This is a genomic window from Pseudomonas sp. MH9.2 (assembly GCF_034353875.1).
Classification (GTDB): domain Bacteria; phylum Pseudomonadota; class Gammaproteobacteria; order Pseudomonadales; family Pseudomonadaceae; genus Aquipseudomonas.
The window spans coordinates 5,290,791-5,312,303 of sequence record NZ_CP133784.1 but is presented as its reverse complement, the minus strand read 5'-3'; the positions used below and the strand labels follow the sequence as shown (position 1 = coordinate 5,312,303).

The 21,513-nt window shown below is 56.0% G+C and carries 19 protein-coding genes and 5 pseudogenes; 14 read left to right on the top strand and 10 right to left on the bottom strand.

Annotated features, from left to right (window positions below; genetic code table 11):
* Nucleotides 1-14: 14 nt before the first annotated feature.
* Together sufB and RHM55_RS24520 are read right to left on the bottom strand one after the other, a co-directional pair.
* Nucleotides 15-1,451 carry a Fe-S cluster assembly protein SufB gene (gene sufB / locus RHM55_RS24525; RefSeq protein ID WP_322178720.1) on the bottom strand — a complete coding sequence of 479 codons (1,437 nt, stop codon included), beginning with the start codon at nt 1,449-1,451 and terminating at the stop codon, nt 15-17.
* A gap of 88 nt (nt 1,452-1,539) precedes the next feature.
* A complete protein-coding gene (locus tag RHM55_RS24520) occupies nt 1,540-1,872 on the bottom strand; it encodes an iron-sulfur cluster assembly accessory protein (RefSeq protein WP_322178719.1) in 333 nt (110 codons plus the stop codon).
* 243 nt (nt 1,873-2,115) lie between these two features.
* Here RHM55_RS24520 and RHM55_RS24515 point away from each other — a divergent pair, with 243 nt between their 5' ends.
* Nucleotides 2,116-2,802: a metalloregulator ArsR/SmtB family transcription factor gene (locus tag RHM55_RS24515; RefSeq protein ID WP_322178718.1), complete on the top strand. Its 687-nt coding sequence runs from the start codon at nt 2,116-2,118 to the stop codon at nt 2,800-2,802.
* Between the two features lie 151 nt (nt 2,803-2,953).
* On the opposite strand, the pseudogene RHM55_RS24510 reads toward RHM55_RS24515, so the two are convergent.
* A pseudogene (locus tag RHM55_RS24510) lies at nt 2,954-4,505 on the bottom strand (IS3 family transposase).
* 165 nt (nt 4,506-4,670) lie between these two features.
* Complete coding sequence (locus RHM55_RS24505; protein ID WP_322178717.1) at nt 4,671-4,895, bottom strand: hypothetical protein; 225 nt, start codon at nt 4,893-4,895, stop codon at nt 4,671-4,673.
* 156 nt (nt 4,896-5,051) lie between these two features.
* On the opposite strand from RHM55_RS24505, the gene RHM55_RS26105 reads away from it, so the two are divergent.
* Nucleotides 5,052-5,288: a transposase gene (locus tag RHM55_RS26105; protein ID WP_369125024.1), complete on the top strand. Its 237-nt coding sequence runs from the start codon at nt 5,052-5,054 to the stop codon at nt 5,286-5,288.
* A 267-nt stretch (nt 5,289-5,555) separates the two neighbouring features.
* Here RHM55_RS26105 and RHM55_RS24500 read toward each other — a convergent pair whose 3' ends face one another.
* The gene (locus RHM55_RS24500) at nt 5,556-6,287 is read right to left on the bottom strand and encodes a DNA-binding protein (RefSeq protein ID WP_322178716.1); all 732 of its coding nucleotides are present in this window, start codon (nt 6,285-6,287) and stop codon (nt 5,556-5,558) included.
* A 186-nt stretch (nt 6,288-6,473) separates the two neighbouring features.
* Between RHM55_RS24500 and RHM55_RS24495 the strand changes: the two genes are divergently transcribed.
* Nucleotides 6,474-7,490, top strand: a complete 1,017-nt coding sequence (locus tag RHM55_RS24495; RefSeq protein WP_322178715.1) for a site-specific integrase — start codon at nt 6,474-6,476, stop codon at nt 7,488-7,490.
* A gap of 31 nt (nt 7,491-7,521) precedes the next feature.
* On the opposite strand, the pseudogene RHM55_RS24490 reads toward RHM55_RS24495, so the two are convergent.
* Nucleotides 7,522-8,535, bottom strand: a pseudogene (locus RHM55_RS24490) (IS630 family transposase).
* A 498-nt stretch (nt 8,536-9,033) separates the two neighbouring features.
* Complete coding sequence (locus RHM55_RS24485; protein WP_322178714.1) at nt 9,034-9,636, bottom strand: TetR/AcrR family transcriptional regulator; 603 nt, start codon at nt 9,634-9,636, stop codon at nt 9,034-9,036.
* Between the two features lie 343 nt (nt 9,637-9,979).
* Here RHM55_RS24485 and RHM55_RS24480 point away from each other — a divergent pair, with 343 nt between their 5' ends.
* The 5 genes and pseudogenes from RHM55_RS24480 to RHM55_RS24460 all read left to right on the top strand — a co-directional run.
* Complete coding sequence (locus tag RHM55_RS24480) at nt 9,980-10,351, top strand: DsbA family oxidoreductase (RefSeq protein WP_322178713.1); 372 nt, start codon at nt 9,980-9,982, stop codon at nt 10,349-10,351.
* A 98-nt stretch (nt 10,352-10,449) separates the two neighbouring features.
* Nucleotides 10,450-11,325: a glutathione-dependent disulfide-bond oxidoreductase gene (gene yghU / locus RHM55_RS24475; protein ID WP_322178712.1), complete on the top strand. Its 876-nt coding sequence runs from the start codon at nt 10,450-10,452 to the stop codon at nt 11,323-11,325.
* Nucleotides 11,326-11,351: 26 nt separating this feature from the next.
* Complete coding sequence (locus RHM55_RS24470) at nt 11,352-12,053, top strand: glutathione S-transferase family protein (protein WP_322178711.1); 702 nt, start codon at nt 11,352-11,354, stop codon at nt 12,051-12,053.
* A gap of 192 nt (nt 12,054-12,245) precedes the next feature.
* Nucleotides 12,246-12,959: a haloacid dehalogenase type II gene (locus RHM55_RS24465; protein ID WP_322178710.1), complete on the top strand. Its 714-nt coding sequence runs from the start codon at nt 12,246-12,248 to the stop codon at nt 12,957-12,959.
* A 47-nt stretch (nt 12,960-13,006) separates the two neighbouring features.
* Nucleotides 13,007-13,197: pseudogene (locus RHM55_RS24460) on the top strand (IS5/IS1182 family transposase); the annotation flags it as partial.
* Nucleotides 13,198-13,403: 206 nt separating this feature from the next.
* On the opposite strand, the gene RHM55_RS24455 reads toward RHM55_RS24460, so the two are convergent.
* Both RHM55_RS24455 and RHM55_RS24450 read right to left on the bottom strand, forming a co-directional pair.
* On the bottom strand, nt 13,404-14,840 hold the full coding sequence (locus RHM55_RS24455; RefSeq protein ID WP_322178709.1) for an IS1182 family transposase: 1,437 nt from the start codon (nt 14,838-14,840) through the stop codon (nt 13,404-13,406).
* 291 nt (nt 14,841-15,131) lie between these two features.
* Nucleotides 15,132-15,601 (bottom strand): annotated as a pseudogene (locus RHM55_RS24450) (helix-turn-helix domain-containing protein); the annotation flags it as partial.
* 73 nt (nt 15,602-15,674) lie between these two features.
* Between RHM55_RS24450 and tnpB the strand changes: the two are divergent.
* The 6 genes and pseudogenes from tnpB (at nt 15,675) to RHM55_RS24420 (ending at nt 21,102) form a co-directional block, all read left to right on the top strand.
* Nucleotides 15,675-16,034 (top strand): IS66 family insertion sequence element accessory protein TnpB, encoded by a 360-nt coding sequence (tnpB, locus tag RHM55_RS24445; RefSeq protein WP_322178708.1) that lies wholly within the window; start codon nt 15,675-15,677, stop codon nt 16,032-16,034.
* A 759-nt stretch (nt 16,035-16,793) separates the two neighbouring features.
* The gene (ltrA, locus tag RHM55_RS24440; RefSeq protein ID WP_322178707.1) at nt 16,794-18,539 is read left to right on the top strand and encodes a group II intron reverse transcriptase/maturase; all 1,746 of its coding nucleotides are present in this window, start codon (nt 16,794-16,796) and stop codon (nt 18,537-18,539) included.
* Nucleotides 18,540-18,652: 113 nt separating this feature from the next.
* Nucleotides 18,653-18,826 (top strand): annotated as a pseudogene (locus tag RHM55_RS24435) (transposase domain-containing protein); the annotation flags it as partial.
* Between the two features lie 533 nt (nt 18,827-19,359).
* On the top strand, nt 19,360-19,569 hold the full coding sequence (locus tag RHM55_RS24430) for a hypothetical protein (protein WP_322178706.1): 210 nt from the start codon (nt 19,360-19,362) through the stop codon (nt 19,567-19,569).
* Between the two features lie 151 nt (nt 19,570-19,720).
* Nucleotides 19,721-20,689: a DUF932 domain-containing protein gene (locus RHM55_RS24425; protein WP_322178705.1), complete on the top strand. Its 969-nt coding sequence runs from the start codon at nt 19,721-19,723 to the stop codon at nt 20,687-20,689.
* 83 nt (nt 20,690-20,772) lie between these two features.
* On the top strand, nt 20,773-21,102 hold the full coding sequence (locus tag RHM55_RS24420) for a hypothetical protein (RefSeq protein WP_322178704.1): 330 nt from the start codon (nt 20,773-20,775) through the stop codon (nt 21,100-21,102).
* A gap of 16 nt (nt 21,103-21,118) precedes the next feature.
* Here the strand turns inward: RHM55_RS24420 and RHM55_RS24415 are convergent, their stop codons facing one another.
* Nucleotides 21,119-21,466 carry a helix-turn-helix transcriptional regulator gene (locus RHM55_RS24415; protein WP_322178703.1) on the bottom strand — a complete coding sequence of 116 codons (348 nt, stop codon included), beginning with the start codon at nt 21,464-21,466 and terminating at the stop codon, nt 21,119-21,121.
* Nucleotides 21,467-21,513: the final 47 nt, after the last annotated feature.

Here is a 21,513-nt window from a genome sequence, read left to right as displayed (position 1 = left end):
GCTGTCTGGGTAAATCATCCGACACTTCCTTCAAGTTTGAAACTGAGGAGATTGGTCGCCTCGACCGCAAACTCCAGTGGTAATTGTTGAAATACGTCTTTACAGAAGCCATTGATGATCATCGAGACCGCTCCCTCGGCATCGACACCGCGCTGGGCAAAGTAAAACATCTGGTCTTCACCGATCTTCGAGGTTGACGCCTCGTGCTCAACCTGGGCGCTGTTGTTAAGCACCTGGATATAGGGGAAGGTGTTGGCGCCGCATTCCTCGCCAATCAGCATCGAGTCGCATTGCGAATAATTGCGTGCACCGGTCGCACTGGCCGCAACCTTGACCAGCCCACGGTAGCTGTTGTTCGACTTGCCTGCGGAAATGCCTTTGCTGACAATCGTGCTGCGCGTATTTTTGCCAATGTGGATCATCTTGGTGCCGGTGTCGGCTTGCTGATAGTTATTGGTCACCGCGACCGAATAGAACTCACCAATCGAGTTGTCGCCCAGCAAAACCACCGAGGGATACTTCCAGGTAATCGCCGCACCGGTCTCGACCTGGGTCCACGAAATACGCGAGTTGACACCTTTCGCAAGGCCTCGTTTGGTCACGAAGTTGTAAATGCCACCGACGCCGTTTTCGTCACCCGCATACCAGTTCTGCACCGTTGAATACTTGATGTCGGCGTCGTCGAGGGCGACCAGTTCGACCACCGCCGCATGGAGCTGATTGGTGCTGAACGCTGGGGCAGTACAACCCTCCAGGTAGGACACGGATGCCCCCTCCTCGGCAATGATCAGCGTGCGCTCGAATTGCCCTGACTCCTCGGTGTTGATGCGGAAGTAGGTCGACAAATCCATAGGGCACTTGACGCCCTTGGGAATAAAACAAAACGAGCCATCGGTGAATACCGCCGAGTTGAGCGCGGCGTAAAAGTTATCGCCGCTGGGAACCACGCTACCGAGATACTTCTTGACCAGCTCGGGATGCTCCAGCACCGCTTCCGACATCGAGCAAAAAATGACGCCGACCTCGGCCAGCTTGTGTTTGTAGGTGGTGGCTACCGAGACACTGTCAAAAATCACATCGACCGCAACGCCCGCCAGCGCCATGCGCTCATGCAGGGGCACGCCAAGCTTCTCGAAGGTACGCAGCAACTCGGGATCGACCTCGTCCAAACTGTTTAACTTCGCTTTGATCTTGGGCGCGGCGTAATAGCTAATCGCCTGGTAATCGATCTTCGGATAGTGACAATTTTGCCACTCAGGCTCAGTCATCTTGAGCCATGCCTGGTACGACTTGAGGCGAAATTCGAGCAGCCACTCGGGCTCATTTTTCTTGCTCGAAATCAGGCGAATCATGTTTTCATTCAGGCCCTTCGGCGCGACATCCGACTCGATTTCGGTGACGAAACCATGCTTGTAGGGTTGATTGACCAGGTTTTGCAATACCGCACTCATGTTTACCTCGATAGTATTAACTCTCACCCATGCGGCATTCCTGCCCGCCCCCAGCGGTCACTTTGCGACTACTGGGGCGAAGTGTTGGTTAAATACCTTTCAGATTGAAGCTCTCACCACAGCCGCACTCACTCGCGGCGTTGGGATTATTGAACTTGAAACTCTCATTGAATCCTTCCTTGACGAAATCAACGTCTGAGCCGTCAAGAAATGGCAGGCTGACAGCATCCACCACCAGCATCGCGTCATGCGACTCGAACACATGGTCTCCAGCCCGAACTTCGTCGGCGTAGTCGAATGTGTATGCAAGGCCGGAACAGCCGACTTTTTTCACACCCAAGCGCAGACCCAAGCCCTTGCCGTTCTTCGCCAGTTGCGCCTGGATTTGTTTCGCTGCTTTTTCCGTCAAAGTGATTGCCATTGGTTCCTCCTACTTATTGCGGCGCGGCGGAGCGTGCGACACCACCGCGCGCGGATCCTAGCGGGTGATGGCGTCATCAACGCACTCGCCGATTGCCCAGCGGGGCTATAAGATACTTTGCAAAGTAGATTGTATCTTAAGTCTTTTCGAAAGTAATTACTTTACAATCTAAAATAATCCCTAGACCAAAGCCCATAAATTGTCAATAATGTGTTTTCAAAATGAGTGAAAAGAGAAGCGACTATGCAAGCTGCCAGCGTGAGCGCGTCAGAGCCCGGTTCCGGTCGCGATCGCATCCTATTCCTGCTCAAGAGGGACGGGGCTCAGTCGACCGCTGCACTAGCGCAACAGTTGGCCGTCACGGCTATGGCCGTGCGCCAGCACCTTTCCGTCCTGAACGCAGAGGGTTTGGTCGAGTTCAGCGACGAGCAGCGCAAACTGGGACGACCTGCACGTATTTGGCAGCTGACAGCCGAGGCCCATGGGCGATTCCCGGATCGCCACGCCCAGCTCGCGGTTGGCATGCTGCAGGTGGTTCAGAGCGTCTTCGGCGAAGAAGGCCTGGAACAACTCACCGACGAATGGACGCGCCAACAGGTGGTCGCCTATCGCGCACAGATGCCCAGCCCGGATCTGCCACTAGCCCAGCGCGTCGCCGCACTGGTCAGGATCCGCCGTGAGGAAGGCTTTATGGCCGAGTGCAGCCCGGCCCGGAATGGGGCGATCGAACTCGTCGAGAATCACTGTGCGATCGCCAAAGCAGCGCACCTTTGCGCCAAGCTCTGCGGCGGCGAACTGACGCTGTTCCGTGCGGTTCTCGGCGTAGGTGTCACGGTTGAGCGCGTCGAGCACTTCCTCGCTGGCGATCGCCGCTGCACTTACCGCATCCTGGCGGAGTCTGGCGTGCCCTTGCCGAGCTCCGGCCAGTAGTTGTAGTGACTCGCGTTTGAAAACCCACTGACTTGCAATCGCCAGCCTCTTGGGGTTGACGGGTCAATACATATCAGCTGCCAATGGATTCGCGATAATAGCGGCCAATTGGCGGCCTTTTGCAAGGTATTTGTCGCCTCAGCCGTGTTTTTTATGCCGCCATTTTCAGTGCCGGTTGCTCCCTCTCTGGGTTGAGCGTGACGGCCCCGATGGGCTGCCAATTTCGCGTGGCGCCCGACCAGCGATGCGGGTGTTGATTGCGGGCTTGCTGGTACAGCGCATGACGCTTGGCCAGTACCTCTTGATCCTCACCGCGATGACGCTGCGCAGGGGTTACGAAGCGGATCCGGCTGTGGCGGTGTTCGTGATTGTACCAGCGGATAAAATCGCGCACCCAGCAGCGAGCAGCGTCCAAATCTGCAAAGCCGTCCTTGGGCCATTGCGGGCAGTATTTCAGGGTTCTAAACAGCGATTCTGAATACGGATTGTCGTTGCTTACCCGTGGCCGTCCGCGCGACGGGGTGATGCCTAAATCGTACAATTTGCTCAACAACGTCGACGATTTCATCGGCGCGCCGTTGTCCGAGTGAAGCACCAAAGGCTTCCCGACGCAGCGTTCGTTCAGCACGGTGCGCTCCATCAGGGCGGACGCGTGCGCGCCACTTTCTTCTTCGTAAACCTCCCAGCCCACGCCCTTGCGGCTGTAAATATCCTCGACCAAATACAGGTAGTAGTACTTGCCGCACACCGGCGATGGTAGGTAGGTGATGTCCCACGACCAGACCTGATTGGCCGTCGTTGCGCGGTGCGTGGTCGGTGCGGCGTGCTTCTGTGACGCATGGCTGCGGCCGCGTTTGTGCTGCTGACCGGCCGCTTTCAGGACGCGGTAAAAGGTCGCCTCCGAGGCCAGGTAACGGCCCTGATCGGCCAGCCTAGGCACGATCTGGCTGGGTGGCAAGCTGGCGAATGGCGCGCTGTTGCAGACCGCCAAGATCGCGCCGCGCCTTGCTCACTCAGGGCGTTCGGCGGCTGTGTCCGTAGCGTGGTGGTGCGCACATCGGCCTGCATAACAGGTGTCAGCGCCCAGCGTTGCAGGCTGCGCAGCGACAGCCCGATCTCTTCGCTGGCAATCGCCTTGTGCGCACCAGAAGCGACGGCATGGTTAAAGCGTTCAACGAGTTGTTGCCGTTCTGGCAGCGAGGTCAAACGTCCTCGCTGTCGCTTCCCCAGAAGGTATTCATCTTTTTTCGCAGCACCAAGATCGCGGCGGTTTCTGCCAGTGCCTTATCTTTACGACGCAGTTCGCGCTCCAGCTCGGCGATGCGTTTCTTGTCGGCACGCGCCTGATCACGCTCAGCCTTGAGCTGTGCTTTGGCGGACATCTGGCCGGTGATGCAGGCTTGGCGCCAGGCGCTGATTTACTCGGGGTACAAACCCTTGCTGCGACAGTATTCGCTGAGCTCAATCTCGCTCAACGTAGCGGCATGCAATACCGCCGCAAACTTGGCTTCGGCTGGCCAGTCATCGGCGTTGTTTTTATCTCCGGGCACCACTGCGCTTCCAGCTTTGAGTTTGGCGCGCCAAGCATATAGGGTGGCTGGCGTGATGCCTTCTTGACGAGACAACTCGGCCACAGACATGTTTTGCGGCGGCAGTAATTTGTTGATAAGGGCAGCTTTACGCTCAGGTGAATAACTCGACATTGCAGCTCTCTTTGACGCCCCCGATCTATCGTTTTGATAAATCAGCTCAGGCGACAACTAGCCTGACACCGGGGGTTGGCAGCAACTTCGACGAAGTTCTGTTCAAAGAAGCCTGATTGCAAGACGCTACAGCGACGGCCATGAAGCGAGTCATTGCCTGGCAGATCAAGCAGGAAATGAAAGTGCAAAGCTTTCCAATACAGCAATGGCTGTCACGGAGGCCGCATGAAAAGCCATGCCTCTGTTGACGGACTGAACGACGCCGAGCGAACGATGTTGGTTGATGGCCTGCGAGCGCGCCGCAAGAAACGCAAAGCATGGAACGAGGCCTGCGATGCCGCCGACACAGCCAGAAGTCGTCGGCCAGCGCTGCGCCAGTTCGGCATTCACGACATCATCCGGCTCGCCCTGCGGCTTGGCAGTAGTGTCGCACACAGGCTCGACGACCAGGCGCCAGAGGCTTAACCCAGCTTTCCGTTCCACTGCACCTCAAACCTCAGTTTCAAAAGGGGCTGTTTTGCCCGAACTGAGGCAGCGCAATACGGGATGCAGGCACAATGCGAGGCGCAGTTGATCCAGGCGCGTTGGCCACAGGGTTTCCGCTGTCCAAAATGCGCCCACGATAAATCTTCGCAATTCCAACGTGCGGAGCTGCGTTACTGGCAGTGCAGTCCCTGTAGTCATCAAACCAGCCTGCGCGCAGGGACACTGATGGAGCACAGTCGCTTATGCAACCCATCAAGTTGCCTGAGGCGTTCGGTACTCAGCGAGCTGACTGGATAACACCGCCTTGTCTTGCAAGAGAAGCTGCTTTTCTGTGGTCAGTTCGGTTAGTTGGGTTTCAGTGTGGGTTAAGCGCTCCGCCAGCAGGCTTCGCTCTCGCTTAGTCACGGCCAAGTTCGTCTGTACCTCAACCAAGTGCTGCTCGCCATGGACATAGTGCTGTTCCAGCGCCTGATGCATTTGTTTCAACTCGGTGAATTGACGTATGACGTGCTCATGCTCAATCTGGCTCTGCGCGAGCGTCGCTTGCGTCGTTAGCAGGGTTCTCTATAGGTGATCGTGGTCCTGCGCCAAGCGTTGTTCCTGCGCCTGTAGTTCGCCCAGTCGGGTTTGCTGAGCGAGCAGACGCTGCCGAAGCTCTGTCAGCTCCTGTTCCTGTCGACTATGGCGTTGTTCCGCGGCCCGGCGTTCGTCGGCGCGCTGTTGCGCGACTGATGCTTGGAAATGCTCAAACTGTACCCGCACTTGTTGAAGTTGTTGAGTCAGTGCGGCGACCTCGGAAACGCGGTCGACCAGGCGCTGTTCGAGCCCAACCTTTTCACTGCCCAGGCTGGCCAGGGCGATCTCCTGACGCTGCACAGTTTCCTCCAATCCCTGGGTCCGCTCGTTGGCTGCTGTGAGCGATCCGATCAGCTTTTCTTGGGTACTGGCTAAGGCGTTCCGCTCCGCAAAACTCAGCTGCAACTGCTCCTGCAAGGCAGTGGTGGCTATCTGATGCAGCTGCACAGTCTGCTCGACTTGCAGAGCTGCATCCGCCTGCACTTTTTCGTAGACACCTTTCAACCCCAGCACCAGTTCGGCCGGAAGGCCGAGCTCGGCCTGGGCCAGCGTGCTGGGGTGCACGGCTTTCCGGCGTTTTAACAAGGGGGCAATCGTGCTTTTGCTACCGGTCCCGCCCAAAGCCGCGCGGATACCGTCGATCGTCGGATTGTGGCCGTCGGCCACCAGCCGGGCCGCTGCGTTTGCGACATGCACATAGAGGACACTGGAACGGGCCATCACCACCTCGGATTTTTTCGTACCGTATTATGGACAACGTAATACATCAATTTAAGTACAGAATAGTTAAGTCCGTTGAGACTGCCCGCTAACCCACGATAAGGTCAGTTATCGTGAGTTAGGCGCTCACGATCGGCATTCGCTTCTATAATCTGCGGTACACAGGGCCTAAACAGGCGTTTCGTGATGACAGCCCGCAATAACCACGAAAGCTTCCCTTCGGTACTGCCCGAAGAAGCGGCGGTGCCGGCGCGTACCGCCGGTACGCTCGCCACGCCTGAGCAATGGGCGGAGCAACACCAACGTTTTCTCGCGGCCGCTACCTCCGACAACACCCGTCGCACCTACCGCTCGGCCATCCGCCACTTTCAGGCCTGTGGCGGCGTCCTGCCGTGCGATGAAGCTGCGCTGATTCGCTACCTGCTGTCCTTCGCGCAAGTGCTGAACCCGCGGACCCTGGCGCTGCGCCTGACCGCGCTGGCGCAATGGCACCGCTATCAGGGCTTTCCCGACCCGGCCGCCAGCGCCACCGTGCGCAAGACCTTGCGCGGGATCGAGCGGGTGCATGGGCGCCCTCGACACAGAGCCAAGGCCCTGCTTCTGGGAGATCTCGAACTCATCGTGGCGCACCTGAACACGCTCGAAGGGCTGGCGGCGCTGCGCGACAGCGCGCTGTTACAGGTGGGGTACTTCGGCGCGTTCCGCCGCAGTGAGCTGGTCACGCTGGGGATTCAATACTTGCAGTGGGAACGGGAAGACCTACGGATCACGCTGCCGCGTTCCAAAACTGATCAAGAGGGTGAGGGGCTGGAGCGAGCGATCCCGTATGGCGACAGCCTCTGCTGCCCAACGAAAGCATTAAGACACTGGTTGGATGCGGCTCAAATTGAGCAAGGCCCGTTGTTTCGGCGCATTAGCCGTTGGGGCGTCGTCGGCAATGTTGCGCTGCACGAGGGGAGCGTCAATACCATCCTGGCAGCGCGTGCCGAAGCAGCGGGACTGTTGTATGTGCCAGAGATGAGCAGCCACAGCCTGCGCCGAGGGTTGGCCACCAGTGCTTACCGTGCCGGGGCGGACTTTCTGGAGATCAAGCGCCAGGGTGGCTGGCGGCACGATGGCACCGTACACGGCTATATCGAGGAGGCTAAAGCCTTCGAGGAAAATGCCGCCGGCTCGCTCTTACAACGTAAACCATTAGTCTAGATCTTCGATCTTGAGGGTACCGGTTAAGTACCTAAACAAAATTGATCCTATATCTCTCCCCATAGCCTGACAGCACGTTGAGCACATGATCGGTGAGTGACTGGAAGCTCTGATAGGCCGTGACAGGCAACCACTCATACTTGATTTTCTTCCAGAGCATTTCGATCAGGTTGAGCTCGGGTGAGTACGGGGGCAGGAAGATTACATAAAGCCGTTGTGCCCGCCATTCCAGCTCCTTGCTCTTAAACAAGGCAGAGCGATGAATGCTGGCATTATCGAGCACGACGATGGCAAAGGTCTGCGGCGATTTCTGCCCCAGCAAACGATCAAAGGCTTCAATGACCACCGGCGTGGTCACCGTGTCGGTGGTGGTGTGATACACCAGTTTTCCCCGGCGACTGAGAAAACCTAGCACGTTGAGGCGTCGGCTGTGCGAGAAGGCTGGCAGCTCCAGCGGCTGACCCACGGGGCTCCAGGCATAAGGCAGGGAGGAGACTTGCGAAAAGCCGGACTCATCGAAGTAATACAGCTCGGCTTCTTCGTGGTCTTCCCATTTCCAGAGCTCTTGCAGCAGGTTCTGGGTGTTGCGAAAGTCGGTTTCATCACGCCGCTCTTTCAAGGAGCGGCGAGCCCGCTTGAAGCTATACCCCAGCTTTTTTTAAAGCCCGCTTGATGGTCATCGTGCAGGAGGTTTTACCCGTTTCTTGTTGCAAGCGTGCCTGAACAGCCTTGATCTGATGAGGCTCCTCTGACACCAGGGCCTTGAGTCTATCCCGGTCCTGTTCGTCGTAGATCATGGGGCGACCGGTGCGTGGTTTGTCATCGAGGCCTTGCAAACCCTCGGTTTCCAAGCATCAAGCCAAATCGATACCGTTGGGCGAGTGACATCGAGAATGCCGCTGATCTGGCTGAGGGTATAGCCCTTGTGACTGAGCAAAATGGCATGAGCCCGACGGCGCAAAATGGGCTTCTCGCTTTGCCTGTAAGCCGTGTTCAAGGCTTGGAGGTCGGTATCGCAAAGAGGTGGTATAGATTTCATGAACAGAATTCTAAAGAACTCTGAAGCGGGGTGTCCATCGCGAGCGGAAAATTTTTGTTCTGGCACTTAAGACGTTCGGTTAGGCAGTCGAATATTGGCTTTCTAAGGCACTAATTCCAAGGTGACATGACGCGAAACGCGGTTTACACATACCGGCAAAACCTTGGACATGAACCCATGTTAACTGTGGTGTTGGTAAACCAGCTGCAAGCCTATGCAGGCTACGTCGGGGAGTACCATCCGGAAAATCTTATGCATTAGCGATGGACCTCAAAAAGGGCCTATAACCATTGCAGAAAGAACCGAATTTTGTGTTTTTTTGTGTGAAATGACGATCCTGCGTAATTGCATGGACTTGACCACCCATTTGCATGGCCACTGACCAGTCAATTGCATTCGTGCTGACCAACCGTTTGCATTCGACTTGACCAGCACACGCGGTAGTGACGACCGCCAGAGAACGGCTAGAAGGGACTATCACTGGGTCTAGACATCAGGACCAGCTCAGCCAGCTCGGTAGGCATCGAGCATGTCGGCCATGTCGTCAGCAAGCGCTGCTATCTGATCAGTGGGCACATTGCGCTCGGCAAACGCCCGCAATCCGATGATCTGCGTTTGGAGCAAGCGGGCCAGCCGCGGGCACTCAACATCAGCACGCAACTCCCCCATTGCCTTGGCCTGCTCGAGCACCTCACAAAGTCCCTGTTCGATGGTTGCAAGCATTGCCTCGACCTGAGTCCGTAATGCGGCGTCCTCGGCATTAACCTCAAGCAAGGTCTTAATCAGCATGCAAGCCTGCGCAGGCGCTTGCGCGTCGCCGCTACAGGGCCGGGCGAATGAGCGCAGATAGCGCTTTAACCCGCTTACAACGTCCGGAGATCCTTCGATTATCTGACGAAAGTCATCACCGGCACGGGCGGCGTAAGCCTCAAGCGCTTCGGCAAATAGACCACTTTTGCTACCAAAGGTGGCATAGAGGCTGCCGGGGCGCATGTCCAAAGCCGCCTCAATATGCTTCAGCGAAGAAGCGTAATAACCTCTTGACCAGAACAGTTCAACCGCTCTATCTAGGGCGACTTGGCGATCAAAGCGAGCAGTGCGGGACATCGTTGTCTCTCGGATAAAAGGCCTCAGTGTAACCGGCTGGACTGAATCTGAGTGATCGCTCAATATTAGTTTGACTGCACCCCAGGCTGCAATTAGGATTGATCTCATATTTGAACGATCACTCAAAAAAGATGCCTCTCAATGAGCACTTTTACTCTGCACGACCAGAACAGCGCACCTGACGCAGCCAAGTTCCCTGTTGGAGAAGTCTCAGAAAGGCTTTGGCATGATTCCAGGCTTGCATGCAGTGATGGTCGAAGCCCCCGGTTTGCTTGAGGGCACACCAAGTGCTGCATGCCCAGTTTCTTAACAGCAGCTTTAACGCCGATGAAAAAACCGTGGTGTGGCAAATGATCAACGTTGCAACACGTTCGACCTGCATCAGCTTCTGCATTGGGCCGATCAGCAAGGGCGCATGCACGACTTGAAACAGGCCCTCTTTGCGGCTGACTTCACCAGTTGCCGGAACCTGTCTGACCACAGTGTGCTGGCGGATGTGGCCGCAGAAGTCGGATTGGAACGGGCCGAGGCCCTAGCCGTTCTTGAAGATCAGCGCTTTGCCACAGACGTGCGTACTGCCGAAAGCGCCTGGATTAACCAGGGCATTCGGGGTGTGCCAGCGATGATCTTCAACCGTCGCCACCTCGTAACTGGTGCGCAAGGGGTCGAGAATTACACGCGTATCTTGCAACAGTTGGCCGAGACGAATAACTGAGCGGAAAGCTGATAACCCGCCACACCCAGTGTTTGTCCGAAATCCAGCAGCGCCCGAGCATGGGCCTGCCCCTAACATGAAAGAAAGAGGTCTGGATCATGTCTGGCATGAACAATTACGAACCACCCAAAGTCTGGACCTGGAACGCCGAAAATGGCGGGGAATGGGCCAAGACTAACCGCCCCATTGCCGGGCCCACACACGAGGCCACTCTGCCGAGTGGAGAGCATCCTCTACAGCTTTATTCGCTGGGCACGCCCAATGGCCAGAAGGTCACCATCCTGCTTGAGGAACTCTTGGCGCTGGGCGAAGCAGGTGCGGAATATGACGCACACCTGATCCAGATTGGCGAAGGAAACCAGTTCTCGTCGGGCTTCGTCGAAGTTAATCCAAACTCGAAAATCCCGGCGCTTTTCGATACCGAAACCGGCAGTCGTGTTTTTGAAAGCGGCGCGATTCTTCTCTATCTGGCGGAGAAGTTCGGACACTACCTTCCTAAGGAAGCCGCGGCGCGCACTGAGGTCATCAACTGGCTCTTTTGGCTGCAAGGCTCGGCCCCCTATCTGGGCGGCGGGTTCGGGCACTTCTACGCCTACGCGCCGGAGAAATTCGAATACCCAATCAACCGCTTCACGATGGAAGTGAAGCGCCAGATGGACGTGCTCGACCGCGAGTTGGCCGAGCACCGCTATCTGGGCGGAAACGAATACTCCATCGCCGACATCGCCACCTGGCCCTGGTTCGGCAACCTGGTGCTGGGCAAGGCCTATGGCGCGGGCGAGTTTCTGCAGGTCGAAAGCTACAAGAACCTGCGGCGCTGGGCCGAAGAGATTCTTGAGCGGCCCGCCGTTCAGCGTGGCCGCAAGGTAAACCGCACCTGGGGCGAGCCGTCAGAGCAACTGCACGAACGACATGACGCCTCGGATTTCGATCTGAAAACTCAAGACCAACTGGCCCCTGAAGGCGCCGCTTGAGAAGCTTATCCAAAAAGGAAGACATCATGCTGAAGTTCTACTACCACCCGACCCCGAACCCGATGAAGGTTGCCCTATTCCTCGCAGAAGCCGAGCTGCCGTTTGAGCTGGTGCCCGTGGACACTGCCAAGGGCGAGCAGCACGAGCTGGCGTTCCGAGCCTTGAACCCCAACGGTAAGGTTCCGGCTATCAACGATGACGGCACCGTTGTATTCGACAGTAATGCCATCCTGCTCTACCTCGCTGAAAAGACTGAGAAGTTCCTCGGGAACACTGAGGATCGCGGCGAATTGCTGTCATGGCTGATGTTCGTCGCTTCGGGCCTGGGGCCTTTCTCCGGCCAATCGGTGCATTTCCAACGTGCGGCTCCGGAAAAGATTCCCTATGCGCAAAACCGCTATCTGCGAGAGGCCGAGCGCCATTACGACGTGCTCAATACGCGCCTCAAGGGGCGTGAGTTCATCGTGAGCGACAGTTTCACTATTGTAGACATCGCCACATGGGCCTGGGTCGACCGCGCAGACCTTGTCCTAGGCATGGGACGGATAAGAGAGTTCTCGGAAGTGGATCGTTGGTTCCAGGCGGTGAACGCCCGTCCAGCGGTTGCCCACGCACGCATGATTGGCAAGGATGTCGAATTCAAGGCACAAGGCGACGAGGCCTCGCGCCGCGCGCTATACCCGAGCAACTACGCCGCGACGACATCGCTGCTGGCCTCTAAGCTCTAGGCTATGACAGCGACACAGTGAGGCCAGCGGCGTGCTGATGTATGCGGGTCTCACCGAGAACTATCGTATGCGCCCTGAGCCGGAAGACTTTTTGCGGGTATTTGCCCAGGCCGGTATCTAGCACGTTAGGGCGCCTCCAACGAAAACAGCGTGTGCGCAGAAGCGTGCAGCATCACGAAAAAGAGGTTCTTCATGGCAGAGCACAGGTTCGCCCCGATCATCGTTTTCGACGTGAATGAAACCCTGCTCGATATCACCACGCTCGGACCGCTGTTCGAGCGTGTATTTGGTGATCGAGCCGTTTTGCGCGAGTGGTTCGCGCAGCTGATTCTCTACTCGCAAACCATGACCCTGTGCGGGCGCTACAGCCCATTTGGCGAGCTGGCCGTAGGCACCCTGCGCATGCTCGCATCTATCCATGACACCACGCTCGACGCTAGCGACATGGATGAACTGCAGGCACGGATGAGCACTATGCCCGCGCACCCGGATGTACTGCCGGCGCTCAACAGCTTGCGTAATGCAGGCTTTCGGCTGGTGACTCTGAGCAACTCGGCGAGCGGTTCATCACCTTCGGCACTTGAGCGTGCCGGGTTGTCTGAGTTCTTTGAGCGCAGCTTCAGTGTCGAGGCTGTGGGCAAATTCAAGCCCGCCCCGGAAACCTATCAACTGGTTGCCCGGGAGTTGAATGTCGAGATGGCGGACTTGCTCCTGGTCGCTTGTCATCTTTGGGATACGGCTGGGGCGCAAGCTGCGGGTTGCCATGGCGCACTACTGACCCGACCGCACAACGCACTGCTACCGGCATTCGAGATGCCCGTGCCAGATCTGGTCGCCGCAGAGTTAGGCGACCTGACCAAGCAGATCATTCGGCGCTGGGGGCACCTTGAACGCGTGTCCTGCTGAGTAATGTCCGCAACCCTCATATCGGGGCTTTGTGTACACTCTTGATGGCCAAGGCGAAGCTAAAGGCCAAGACCGAGCACCCGCTGCGGGTGATCAATTGTCAGTTTGCTTACAGCGCGGTCCTCTTCTGGGGCCTGGCGAAGAACACCTCGCTACTACTCAGCCTGTTCGCGCTGTCGTACCTGTGGGTAGCGCGCGCAGACATTCGCTGAGCAATGCGGGAGAGGTGCGCCAGTGATACCTGCCTGTTGCCATAGGCTGCTTCGGGTCCAGGCTGTGTGAAAACGCACTGAATACGTCGAGAGCTGAGAATTTTGTGCGTTACCTACGAAACCAGCAGGCGAAAGCGTGAATTGCCCTAGTCAGCTACATAGGCGTTCGTAATGCTGTTTGGGCCGCGTCAGCGGCACAAACAGCCACTCACGGACGATCAAGCAGTTGGTTTCACGCCCTGATCGCTTCAAGCAGTCCTGCGATGCCGAAGATGTTCATCATTCGTTTGAGGTTGTAGGCGAGCACATGAAGGCTCATCTCAGTGCTCACCCTGGGCAGGGTTTTGGTCAGGAAGTGGGTACTTCCCATCCAGTACTTGAGCGTTCCAAAAGGATGTTCAACGGTCTGTCGACGAACCCTCATCATCGCTGGATCATGTTCTAGCCGAACCTGCATCGCGTCGACTACAGCCTCATGTTCCCAGCGCTTCACTCGGCGCTCCTTACCCGTAGGACATTGCTTTTGCATTGAGCAGGACTGGCAGCCCGAGAAGTAGTAACAATGCAATAACATGCCGTCTTCCATCGACGAATGCCGCTTGGTTAGTAACTGCCCCGCAGGGCATTGATACTCGTCCGACGCAATAAGATATATGAAATCCTGTTTGCCGAATCTGCCTTCGGCTTTGCTGCCTGATGTGAGGGGTTTCGGTACGAAGGCAGTGATGCCGGCTTGCTCGCAAGCAAGGATTTCCAGACCTTTGTAATAGCCTCGGTCGGCCACCACCGTTAGCGATTCGGCCTCGATTTCTTCACGCGCCTGGTTCGCCATGTTGCTCAGTTGCCCACGATCATTACCAACGTTGGTCACCTCATGGGCAACGATCAGATGGTGTTTGTCGTCGACAGCTGTTTGTACGTTGTAGCCAACCGTTCCGGTGCCTCGGCCGCTCGTGGCCATTGAGCGTGCATCTGGGTCTGTGAGGGAGATCTGCTGGTCTAGACTTTCATGGAGTTGCGCCTCGATTTCCTTGAGTTTCTGCATCTGCTTTTTCAGTGTTTCTATCTTTTCTTTAAGCCGCTCTGCTTTGGCCTCGGCCACTTCGGGCGTTGCCCGATCCGCCGAATCCATCGCCGCTAGATATCGATCAATGCTCTGCTCGATCTGCTGCATACGTGCCTTCACCTTGCCCTGAGTGAAGTTGCGGTCGCGATTATTGACGGCTTTGAATTTGCTACCGTCGATGGCGATGATCGACTGAGAGAAGAGATTGAGGTTGCGGCAAAGAACTACGAACTGGCGGCATACGCTGCGAATGGCTTTGCCGTTGTCTTTGCGAAAGTCGGCAATGGTTTTAAAGTCCGGAGCCAAACGCCCCGTTAGCCACATCAACTCAACGTTGCGCTCGGCCTCACGCTCAAGCCGGCGGCTGGACTGAATCCGATTGAGGTAGCCGTAGATATAGAACTTAAGCAACACCGCTGGGTGGTAGGCCGGACGACCCGTTGCAACAGGAGCGACACCCTCAAAACCAAGTGCGCCCAGGTCGAGTTCATCGACGAAAACATCGACCACGCGCACTGGATTTTCTTCGGCTACGTAATCGTCCAGACACTCCGGCAGCAGCGTCACCTGCGTCCGAGTCTCACCCTCAATGAATCGCTTCATGATCGCCCCCGATACGATCTAGATGACCAGAAGGTTAGACAATCACTGGCGTTTTCACACAGCCTGGGTCGGTTGCAGTCCTTCAGTGCTTGGCTGACGTACTCACCCTGAGTGGCACCCGCTGACACCCATCAACTGCAAACAGCTGGTCAGCGCGAATGCAAATGACTGGTCAGTGGCGATGCAATTAGGTGGTCAAGTGAGATGCAATTACGCAGATCCATAAAAAGCTAATTAAATCATGCTGCTATAGGTCTAATGTCCTAATTTTCCCTTATCTCGGCATGACCCCAGATACAGCCCAATGACGTCCCAGAATTTCTCTTGGAAGTTTGGATCTTTGGATCTTTGGACAGTTTGAAGGTGCGTGTCAGGTGCGGCTTTATGTCGTTGGCGGCCCATATGCGCTGGACGCTGGCCGGTGAAATACCGGCGACTCGCGCCATGCTTCGACAGCTCCAGCGAGGTTGACCGATACGCGGTTGAACCACTTGCTCAATGACTCGCTTAAACGCTTCGGCCGGCAAGGATGGCTTGCGACCTCGTCCGGGCAGATCCACCAGACCTTGCAGACGCAGCTCTTGAAAACGCTTGCACCAGCGTGTAACTGAAACAACCGAGAGACCGGTCAACTGGGCAATCTCGTTACGAGAACAACCTTGAGCGGCCAGCAAAATCACTCGCGCCCGACGACCGTCGCGCTGACTGATCGTGGCTGATCTTATGCGCCGACTCAGTTCAATTTGTTGTAACCGCGCCATAAACCCCACATTCAAAGCCACACTCTGATCGCTGACGCTGTGCTCCCGATCTCTCTCTGGAGCCAGCACCGTCATGATGCGACCCGACGCCAAAGTTGAAAAAGTGTACCTCTACCCAAAGCCGGTGGACTTTCGAAAGTCAATCGACGGCCTGGCCGCTCTGGTCGAACTGGATATCAAAGTCGCCGTGTTCGACCCTGTACTCTTCGTCTTTCTGAATCGCCCCCGTAATCGAGTGAAAATACTCTACTGGGAGCGCAACGGTTTTTGCCTTTGGCTCAAGCGCCTGGAGTCCGAAAGTTTCAAAACATCACCCGACATCACTGACGAGGCCATCGTGTTTAGCGTCCAGGAATTGAACTGGTTACTCGACGGTTTTGATCTGTGGCGTAACCGCCCCCATCAGGTTTTGACTCCAAGATTTGTCGCCTAAAGGTTATAATCCGCGGCATGGTGCGACACGAGATCGCGTGTTCAACTGTTTAACTTCAATAGGTTAGCAGTCAAACACGAGTCGTAAGCTCTGGATCTCATTGCTCAACTCCGCTTTCTGGAGTAACGAGCCTGACGTGTATCCGTCAGTTCACTAGATCGGCATGCGTCAGGAGCCAATCTTGGGGTGTGAAGCCCGATCAACAATGTCCCTCCCGCAAGAGAGTGCAACCCGGTAACGGGATGCGCAGCACAACCGAATTGCACGGTAGTACGGGGACTAGTGACCCAACCCGCATGGCTAACATATGTGAATCGTCGACAGAACCCTCGTAAGGATTGACGGGCCTACGGCAATTATCGGCCCCAGCCAAAATGGCATTGCAGCCAGCCATTCCTGTCATGTAATGGGATGCGGTACTAGAAGCGCTGCCGGGGGATAGACGAAGCCTAAACGGGGAATTGATGCGATTCAGGGAACGTGGCAATCCCGACCACTTGCCTTACCAGCCACATCGGCAAGGCAGACTTTCCGCAAGGGACGTTGATGAGTGTGGGGAATAGGAGGATGCAAAAAGCAAAGGGCCGTCTGTAACGGATGGCATACCGGTTTCAACATTACCGGCAGGGGCAACCCTGGCTGACGTGCATCTGGTTTACGAGCGCAAATACAACTGTTGATTCCGTCGAACTATGAAGTTGGCACGGGTACACGCTAAGAGATCCTGTGCAAACAGTTTCTAACTTCGAGCAGGACTGTATGAATACGCAACCACCGACTTCGGTTACGTCTGCGTCCTCGGATGGGGCTATGAATTGGTACGGTCTCGATTGGGCCAGAATTCAAACCTCTGTTCGGAAAACACAGTTGAAAATTGCGCAGGCAACAAGGAAGGCCGACTGGCGAAAGGTGAAGCGCCTGCAACGCATGCTGACTCACTCGTTTCATGGGCGATGCTTAGCTGTGCGGCGAGTCACGGAGAACCGGGGTCGCAGGACGCCGGGGGTCGATGGCGAAACGTGGGAGACGCCCCAAGCCAAACTTCGAGGGGTGATGTGTCTATCGATCAAGCGGGGTTACTGTTCTAAACCGTTGAGGCGGGTATGGATACCGAAACCTGGTAAACAGGAGAAACGCCCACTCGGAATTCCCACGATGTTGGATCGGGCCATGCAAGCGCTTCATCTGCTGGCAATTGAACCTGTTGTAGAGAGCCAGAGCGACCCCCGAAGCTACGGCTTCCGACCGGATCGCTCGACGGCCGACGCAATGGTAGAGCTGTTTCATTTGCTGGCCGCCCAAGTAGCCCCTGTCTGGATTCTGGAAGGGGACATCAAAGGTTTTTTCGATAACATCAGCCATGATTGGCTTTGTCAAAATATCCCAATGGATAAGACGATACTGCGCAAATGGCTGAAAACCGGGGTTGTTGACCGGGGGCAATTTGTTGCTACGGAGGCAGGCACGCCACAGGGCGGTATCATCTCTCCCTGTCTGGCAAACGCCACCTTGAATGGTTTGGAGCTTTTGCTGAAAGATCACTTGAAAAAACGCTTTGGCACCATAGAAGCGAAGAAAACCAAGGTTCAGGTTGTGCGCTATGCAGATGACTTTGTGGTTTTGGCAAACTCGAAAGAGTTGCTTGAAAACGAAATCAAGCCTTGGATAGAGCAATTTCTGTCTGTACGAGGGGTTGCATTATCGCAAGAAAAAACGCGCATCGCACACATCCATCAAGGCTTTGATTTTCTTGGGTGGAATTTTAGGAAGTACGTCCCGAAGTCGCCGCACAGAAAGACAAAGCTGTTTATCAAGCCTGCTAAGAAGAATGTTTCAACGTTCTATCGGAAAGTGCGAGATATTATAAAAAACAGCGGAACCCTTACTCAGGGCGCACTGATGGGGCGACTGAACCCAGTGCTGCGAGGGTGGGCGCAATATCACTCCCCGGTTGTGGCGAAAGCCACCTTTAACAAGCTGGACAACCTTATCTTCTGGCGGATCTTGAGGTGGGCAAAGCGTCGGCATCCGAGGAAGTCTGTTGGTTGGCTTAAACGACGATATTACTGTTCCGGAATTCACCGGGCATTTGTATACCCAGTAAAGGGGATCGACGGGACAGTGAAGTTTCGCCAGCTATACATGCTGGCGGATACCGTAATCGTTCGTCACAAGCGCTTGCCGGGTGCGTATCAGCCGTACGATGCAGAACAGGAGTTCAAGTGGGAAGCATTAAGGGTTCAACGGATGCTACATAAGCTCCGGTATCGGCGGCAGGTACTGAGTCTTTTCAGGCGGCAACAGGGTAAATGTGCTTTATGCGGGCATGCCATCAGCAAGGATACCGGCTGGCACGATCACCACGTTGTCAGGCGGGTGGATGGCGGCCCGGATAAACTAAATAACCGTGTACTGCTCCATCCCGACTGCCACTTACAGTGCCACAAGCAGGGATTCAAGGAGCCACTTAAGCATAGCGGTTTGCAAAAACCACCTTCCGCGTGACCGGCCAGTAATAGACTGGCTTTCGTAAGCTTGAGCCGTATGCGGGGAAACTCGCACGTACGGTTCTAAGGGGGCCCCGGATCAGTAATGATCTGGGGCTACCCGACAATTTGATGCCTGATAGCCTTCCTGATGATCCGGTTCTGCTCAAGCAAATGCTTGTGCAAATGCTCGGTGAGCGTCAAGTAGACAAGGGCCAGATCGTCGATCTGAAAGAACAGATCAAGTTGTTGCGCGACCGATTGTTCGGTCGAAAGTCCGAGCAAACAGTCGATCCGCAGGCGCCTGACACCGGGGGAGGTACTCCCGTCGATCTCAAACTGCTAACCGTCAGGCATTCGGACCTAAAGCGGTGGATGTGTCACTACTATTCTATCGTCGACTCTATAACGGCGCATTACGGTGAAGTTCCGGGACTGAAGATAACAAAATGAAACGAATCTATCAGCGGCACAGCTATGCCACCGAGATGGCCACCGCTTGGAATCTACTTGGCGAGCACCTGGAAACACTCACAAACTTTGAAGTTAGTAACCCTCACGCGCCAATTTCGATCTCCGCTGAGACGAACAATTAATGCAACCGTCCTAATCGAAGCGCCTGTTCCCACCCCTTATCACGCTATGAAATTCGGCGTCAACTAATCGCACTCAAAAAAAACTCCGTCATACATTACGAACCTGTACCTATCCGCATTAATCATCACAATCCCAGACTCAGTAGCTCACCACTCAGGTAGGTCGCATACGCGACCTGCTTGATGGGCTCTATGCCCGTGCAATGACTTCACATCCCAACTCTCTCGGCAGGAAACCTGTACATGACCACTCAATGCCCACGCTGTCACTCCACCGCTGTCATCACCAAGGATTTAGCCAGGAAAGTCGGCGCCCTCATCGGCGGATTAGCCGGTGCGGCGACCGGCTGCATCGCGGGCGCCAAACTCGGCGAAGTCATCGATGAGCGGGTTTTGGACAATTACACTTGTCTCGACTGCGGACTGTCGTTTAGCGACCGTCATTCCGCTTGAACTGCTCATCTCCCGCTTGACGCTGCCACTGCCACTGCCACTGCCCATCTGATCCATCGCTAACCCCCTCACTGTCAACACCCCGCACGCCGACTGATCCCTGCTGAGCACTCAGCGGCTTCGCCGTGCGCAAATGAAAAGGAAGCTCTCCATGGCACACCTCGTTGAACAAATGGCTTACGTCGGTACAACGCCCTGGCATGGCCTGGGCAATCAGCTCTCGCCCAAACAACCACTGGAAGTCTGGCAACAAGAAGCCGGCATGAACTGGCAGATCCAGGAGTCACCTGTGCGCTTCATGGCTGATTCCGTCGACCATCTCTGCACCATCCATTCGTTTCCCGAACAGAAGGTGCTCTACCGTTCGGATAATAAGGAAGCCCTGTCAGTCGTCTCGCAACGCTACCAGGTGGTCCAGCCGCGTGAGGTCCTAGAGTTTTACCGGGACCTGACCGAGCGTTCGGGTTATGAGCTGGAAACCGCCGGCGTGCTGAAGGGCGGGCGCAAACTCTGGGCGCTGGCGCGGACCGGACAGTCGACCGCCCTCAAAGGCAATGACGTGGTGAATGGCTATTTGCTGCTGGCAACTTCCTGTGACGGTACGTTGGCTACCACGGCAACACCGACCACCATTCGCGTGGTCTGCAACAACACCCTGACGATTGCGGTCAATGGCGCCAGCCAGGCGATCAAGGTCCCGCACAGCACCCGTTTCAACCCACAAGCCGTTAAACAGCAGTTGGGCATCACCGTTTCCCAGTGGGACGACTTCATGTACCGCATGCGCACACTCGCCGCACGTCCAGTGAAAGCCCATGAAGCAAAGGACTATCTACTGAGCGTGCTGTGTGAGACCCAAACGGGTAACCCAGAGCGGACCGGCACCTCGAATGAACGAGCCTTAACCAAGGTGCTGAGTATGTATGACGGTCATGGTCGAGGGGCGGAACTGGAAGCGGCCAATGGTACGGCTTGGGGCTTGCTCAACGCGGTCACCGAGTATGTCGACCACGAGCGCCGCGCCCGCAGCAACGAATACCGCATGGACACCGCCTGGTTCGGCCAAGGTGCCGCTATCAAACAACGAGCGCTCAACTCCGCCCTGCAACTGGTGGCCTGAAGAGTTCACAGCATAAAGGGAGGCTCACGCCTCCCTCGTGCAATGCGTTATCTCAGTGGTTAACCCTTTCACGGAGCTCCACCATGCCCCTATGCTGCCTGATCTGCGAGTCCAAGGCTGTACTGTCCAAGGAGGCCGCCAACGCGGCCGTCCTGCTCATCGGAACCATAGATAGCTTTCTGCTCGGCGTTCGCCAGGCACACATCCAGGACTCTGGAGTCGACTCGGAAATCAAACATGAAAGCCTGCTCATGCAGTTGCTTGACCTGATCGGCGAGAGCGTTTCCAGCGCGACATCTGGCTACACCGCCATGACGGCCTTTGCCAGGGACGTGCAGAAATATCAGTTCAGCCACTATGACTATCTCTGCTTACGCTGTGGGGCCAAGTTCGATCAGAACGCCAATACCTGAAAGCACCACAGCCCAATCATGCCTTTCCTAGGCGTTCGGCCAGGCGCTCAACCAGATCGAGGATCAGCTGTCGATCATCATGATTCAGAGGGATTAATAACCGACTGATCCGGTTGGCCTGGTCGTCCGGACGCGAACTCGCCTCGGTCAACAGTTCTGCCGCTTCGCAGTCAAAAATTCCTGCGAACTCCAGCAAGCGCCCAATGTTGGGAATCACGATACCGCGCTCAATGCGGGAAACGGCTTCGTTGCCGATTCCCAGACGCTCGGCCACTTCCTCCTGCGTCAAGCCACTGCGAATGCGTTGCTTGGCAATCGCACGGCCCACCACACCCGCCAAATACTTCTGATCAGTCTCTTTCACAACGCCCCCCATCTCGACCTAGATGGTTGGGCATCGCCTCATTGACA

Coding starts and splice junctions, on each gene's coding strand:
- RHM55_RS24430 (WP_322178706.1), top strand. CDS start 19,360: ATGACCACTCAATGCCCACGCTGTCACTCCACCGCTGTCATCACCAAG.
- yghU (WP_322178712.1), top strand. CDS start 10,450: ATGTCTGGCATGAACAATTACGAACCACCCAAAGTCTGGACCTGGAAC.
- RHM55_RS26105 (WP_369125024.1), top strand. CDS start 5,052: ATGCAGGCACAATGCGAGGCGCAGTTGATCCAGGCGCGTTGGCCACAG.
- RHM55_RS24520 (WP_322178719.1), bottom strand. CDS start 1,872: ATGGCAATCACTTTGACGGAAAAAGCAGCGAAACAAATCCAGGCGCAA.
- ltrA (WP_322178707.1), top strand. CDS start 16,794: ATGAATACGCAACCACCGACTTCGGTTACGTCTGCGTCCTCGGATGGG.
- RHM55_RS24515 (WP_322178718.1), top strand. CDS start 2,116: ATGCAAGCTGCCAGCGTGAGCGCGTCAGAGCCCGGTTCCGGTCGCGAT.
- tnpB (WP_322178708.1), top strand. CDS start 15,675: ATGATGCGACCCGACGCCAAAGTTGAAAAAGTGTACCTCTACCCAAAG.
- sufB (WP_322178720.1), bottom strand. CDS start 1,451: ATGAGTGCGGTATTGCAAAACCTGGTCAATCAACCCTACAAGCATGGT.
- RHM55_RS24420 (WP_322178704.1), top strand. CDS start 20,773: ATGCCCCTATGCTGCCTGATCTGCGAGTCCAAGGCTGTACTGTCCAAG.
- RHM55_RS24495 (WP_322178715.1), top strand. CDS start 6,474: ATGACAGCCCGCAATAACCACGAAAGCTTCCCTTCGGTACTGCCCGAA.
- RHM55_RS24455 (WP_322178709.1), bottom strand. CDS start 14,840: ATGAAGCGATTCATTGAGGGTGAGACTCGGACGCAGGTGACGCTGCTG.
- RHM55_RS24500 (WP_322178716.1), bottom strand. CDS start 6,287: ATGGCCCGTTCCAGTGTCCTCTATGTGCATGTCGCAAACGCAGCGGCC.
- RHM55_RS24465 (WP_322178710.1), top strand. CDS start 12,246: ATGGCAGAGCACAGGTTCGCCCCGATCATCGTTTTCGACGTGAATGAA.
- RHM55_RS24425 (WP_322178705.1), top strand. CDS start 19,721: ATGGCACACCTCGTTGAACAAATGGCTTACGTCGGTACAACGCCCTGG.
- RHM55_RS24470 (WP_322178711.1), top strand. CDS start 11,352: ATGCTGAAGTTCTACTACCACCCGACCCCGAACCCGATGAAGGTTGCC.
- RHM55_RS24485 (WP_322178714.1), bottom strand. CDS start 9,636: ATGTCCCGCACTGCTCGCTTTGATCGCCAAGTCGCCCTAGATAGAGCG.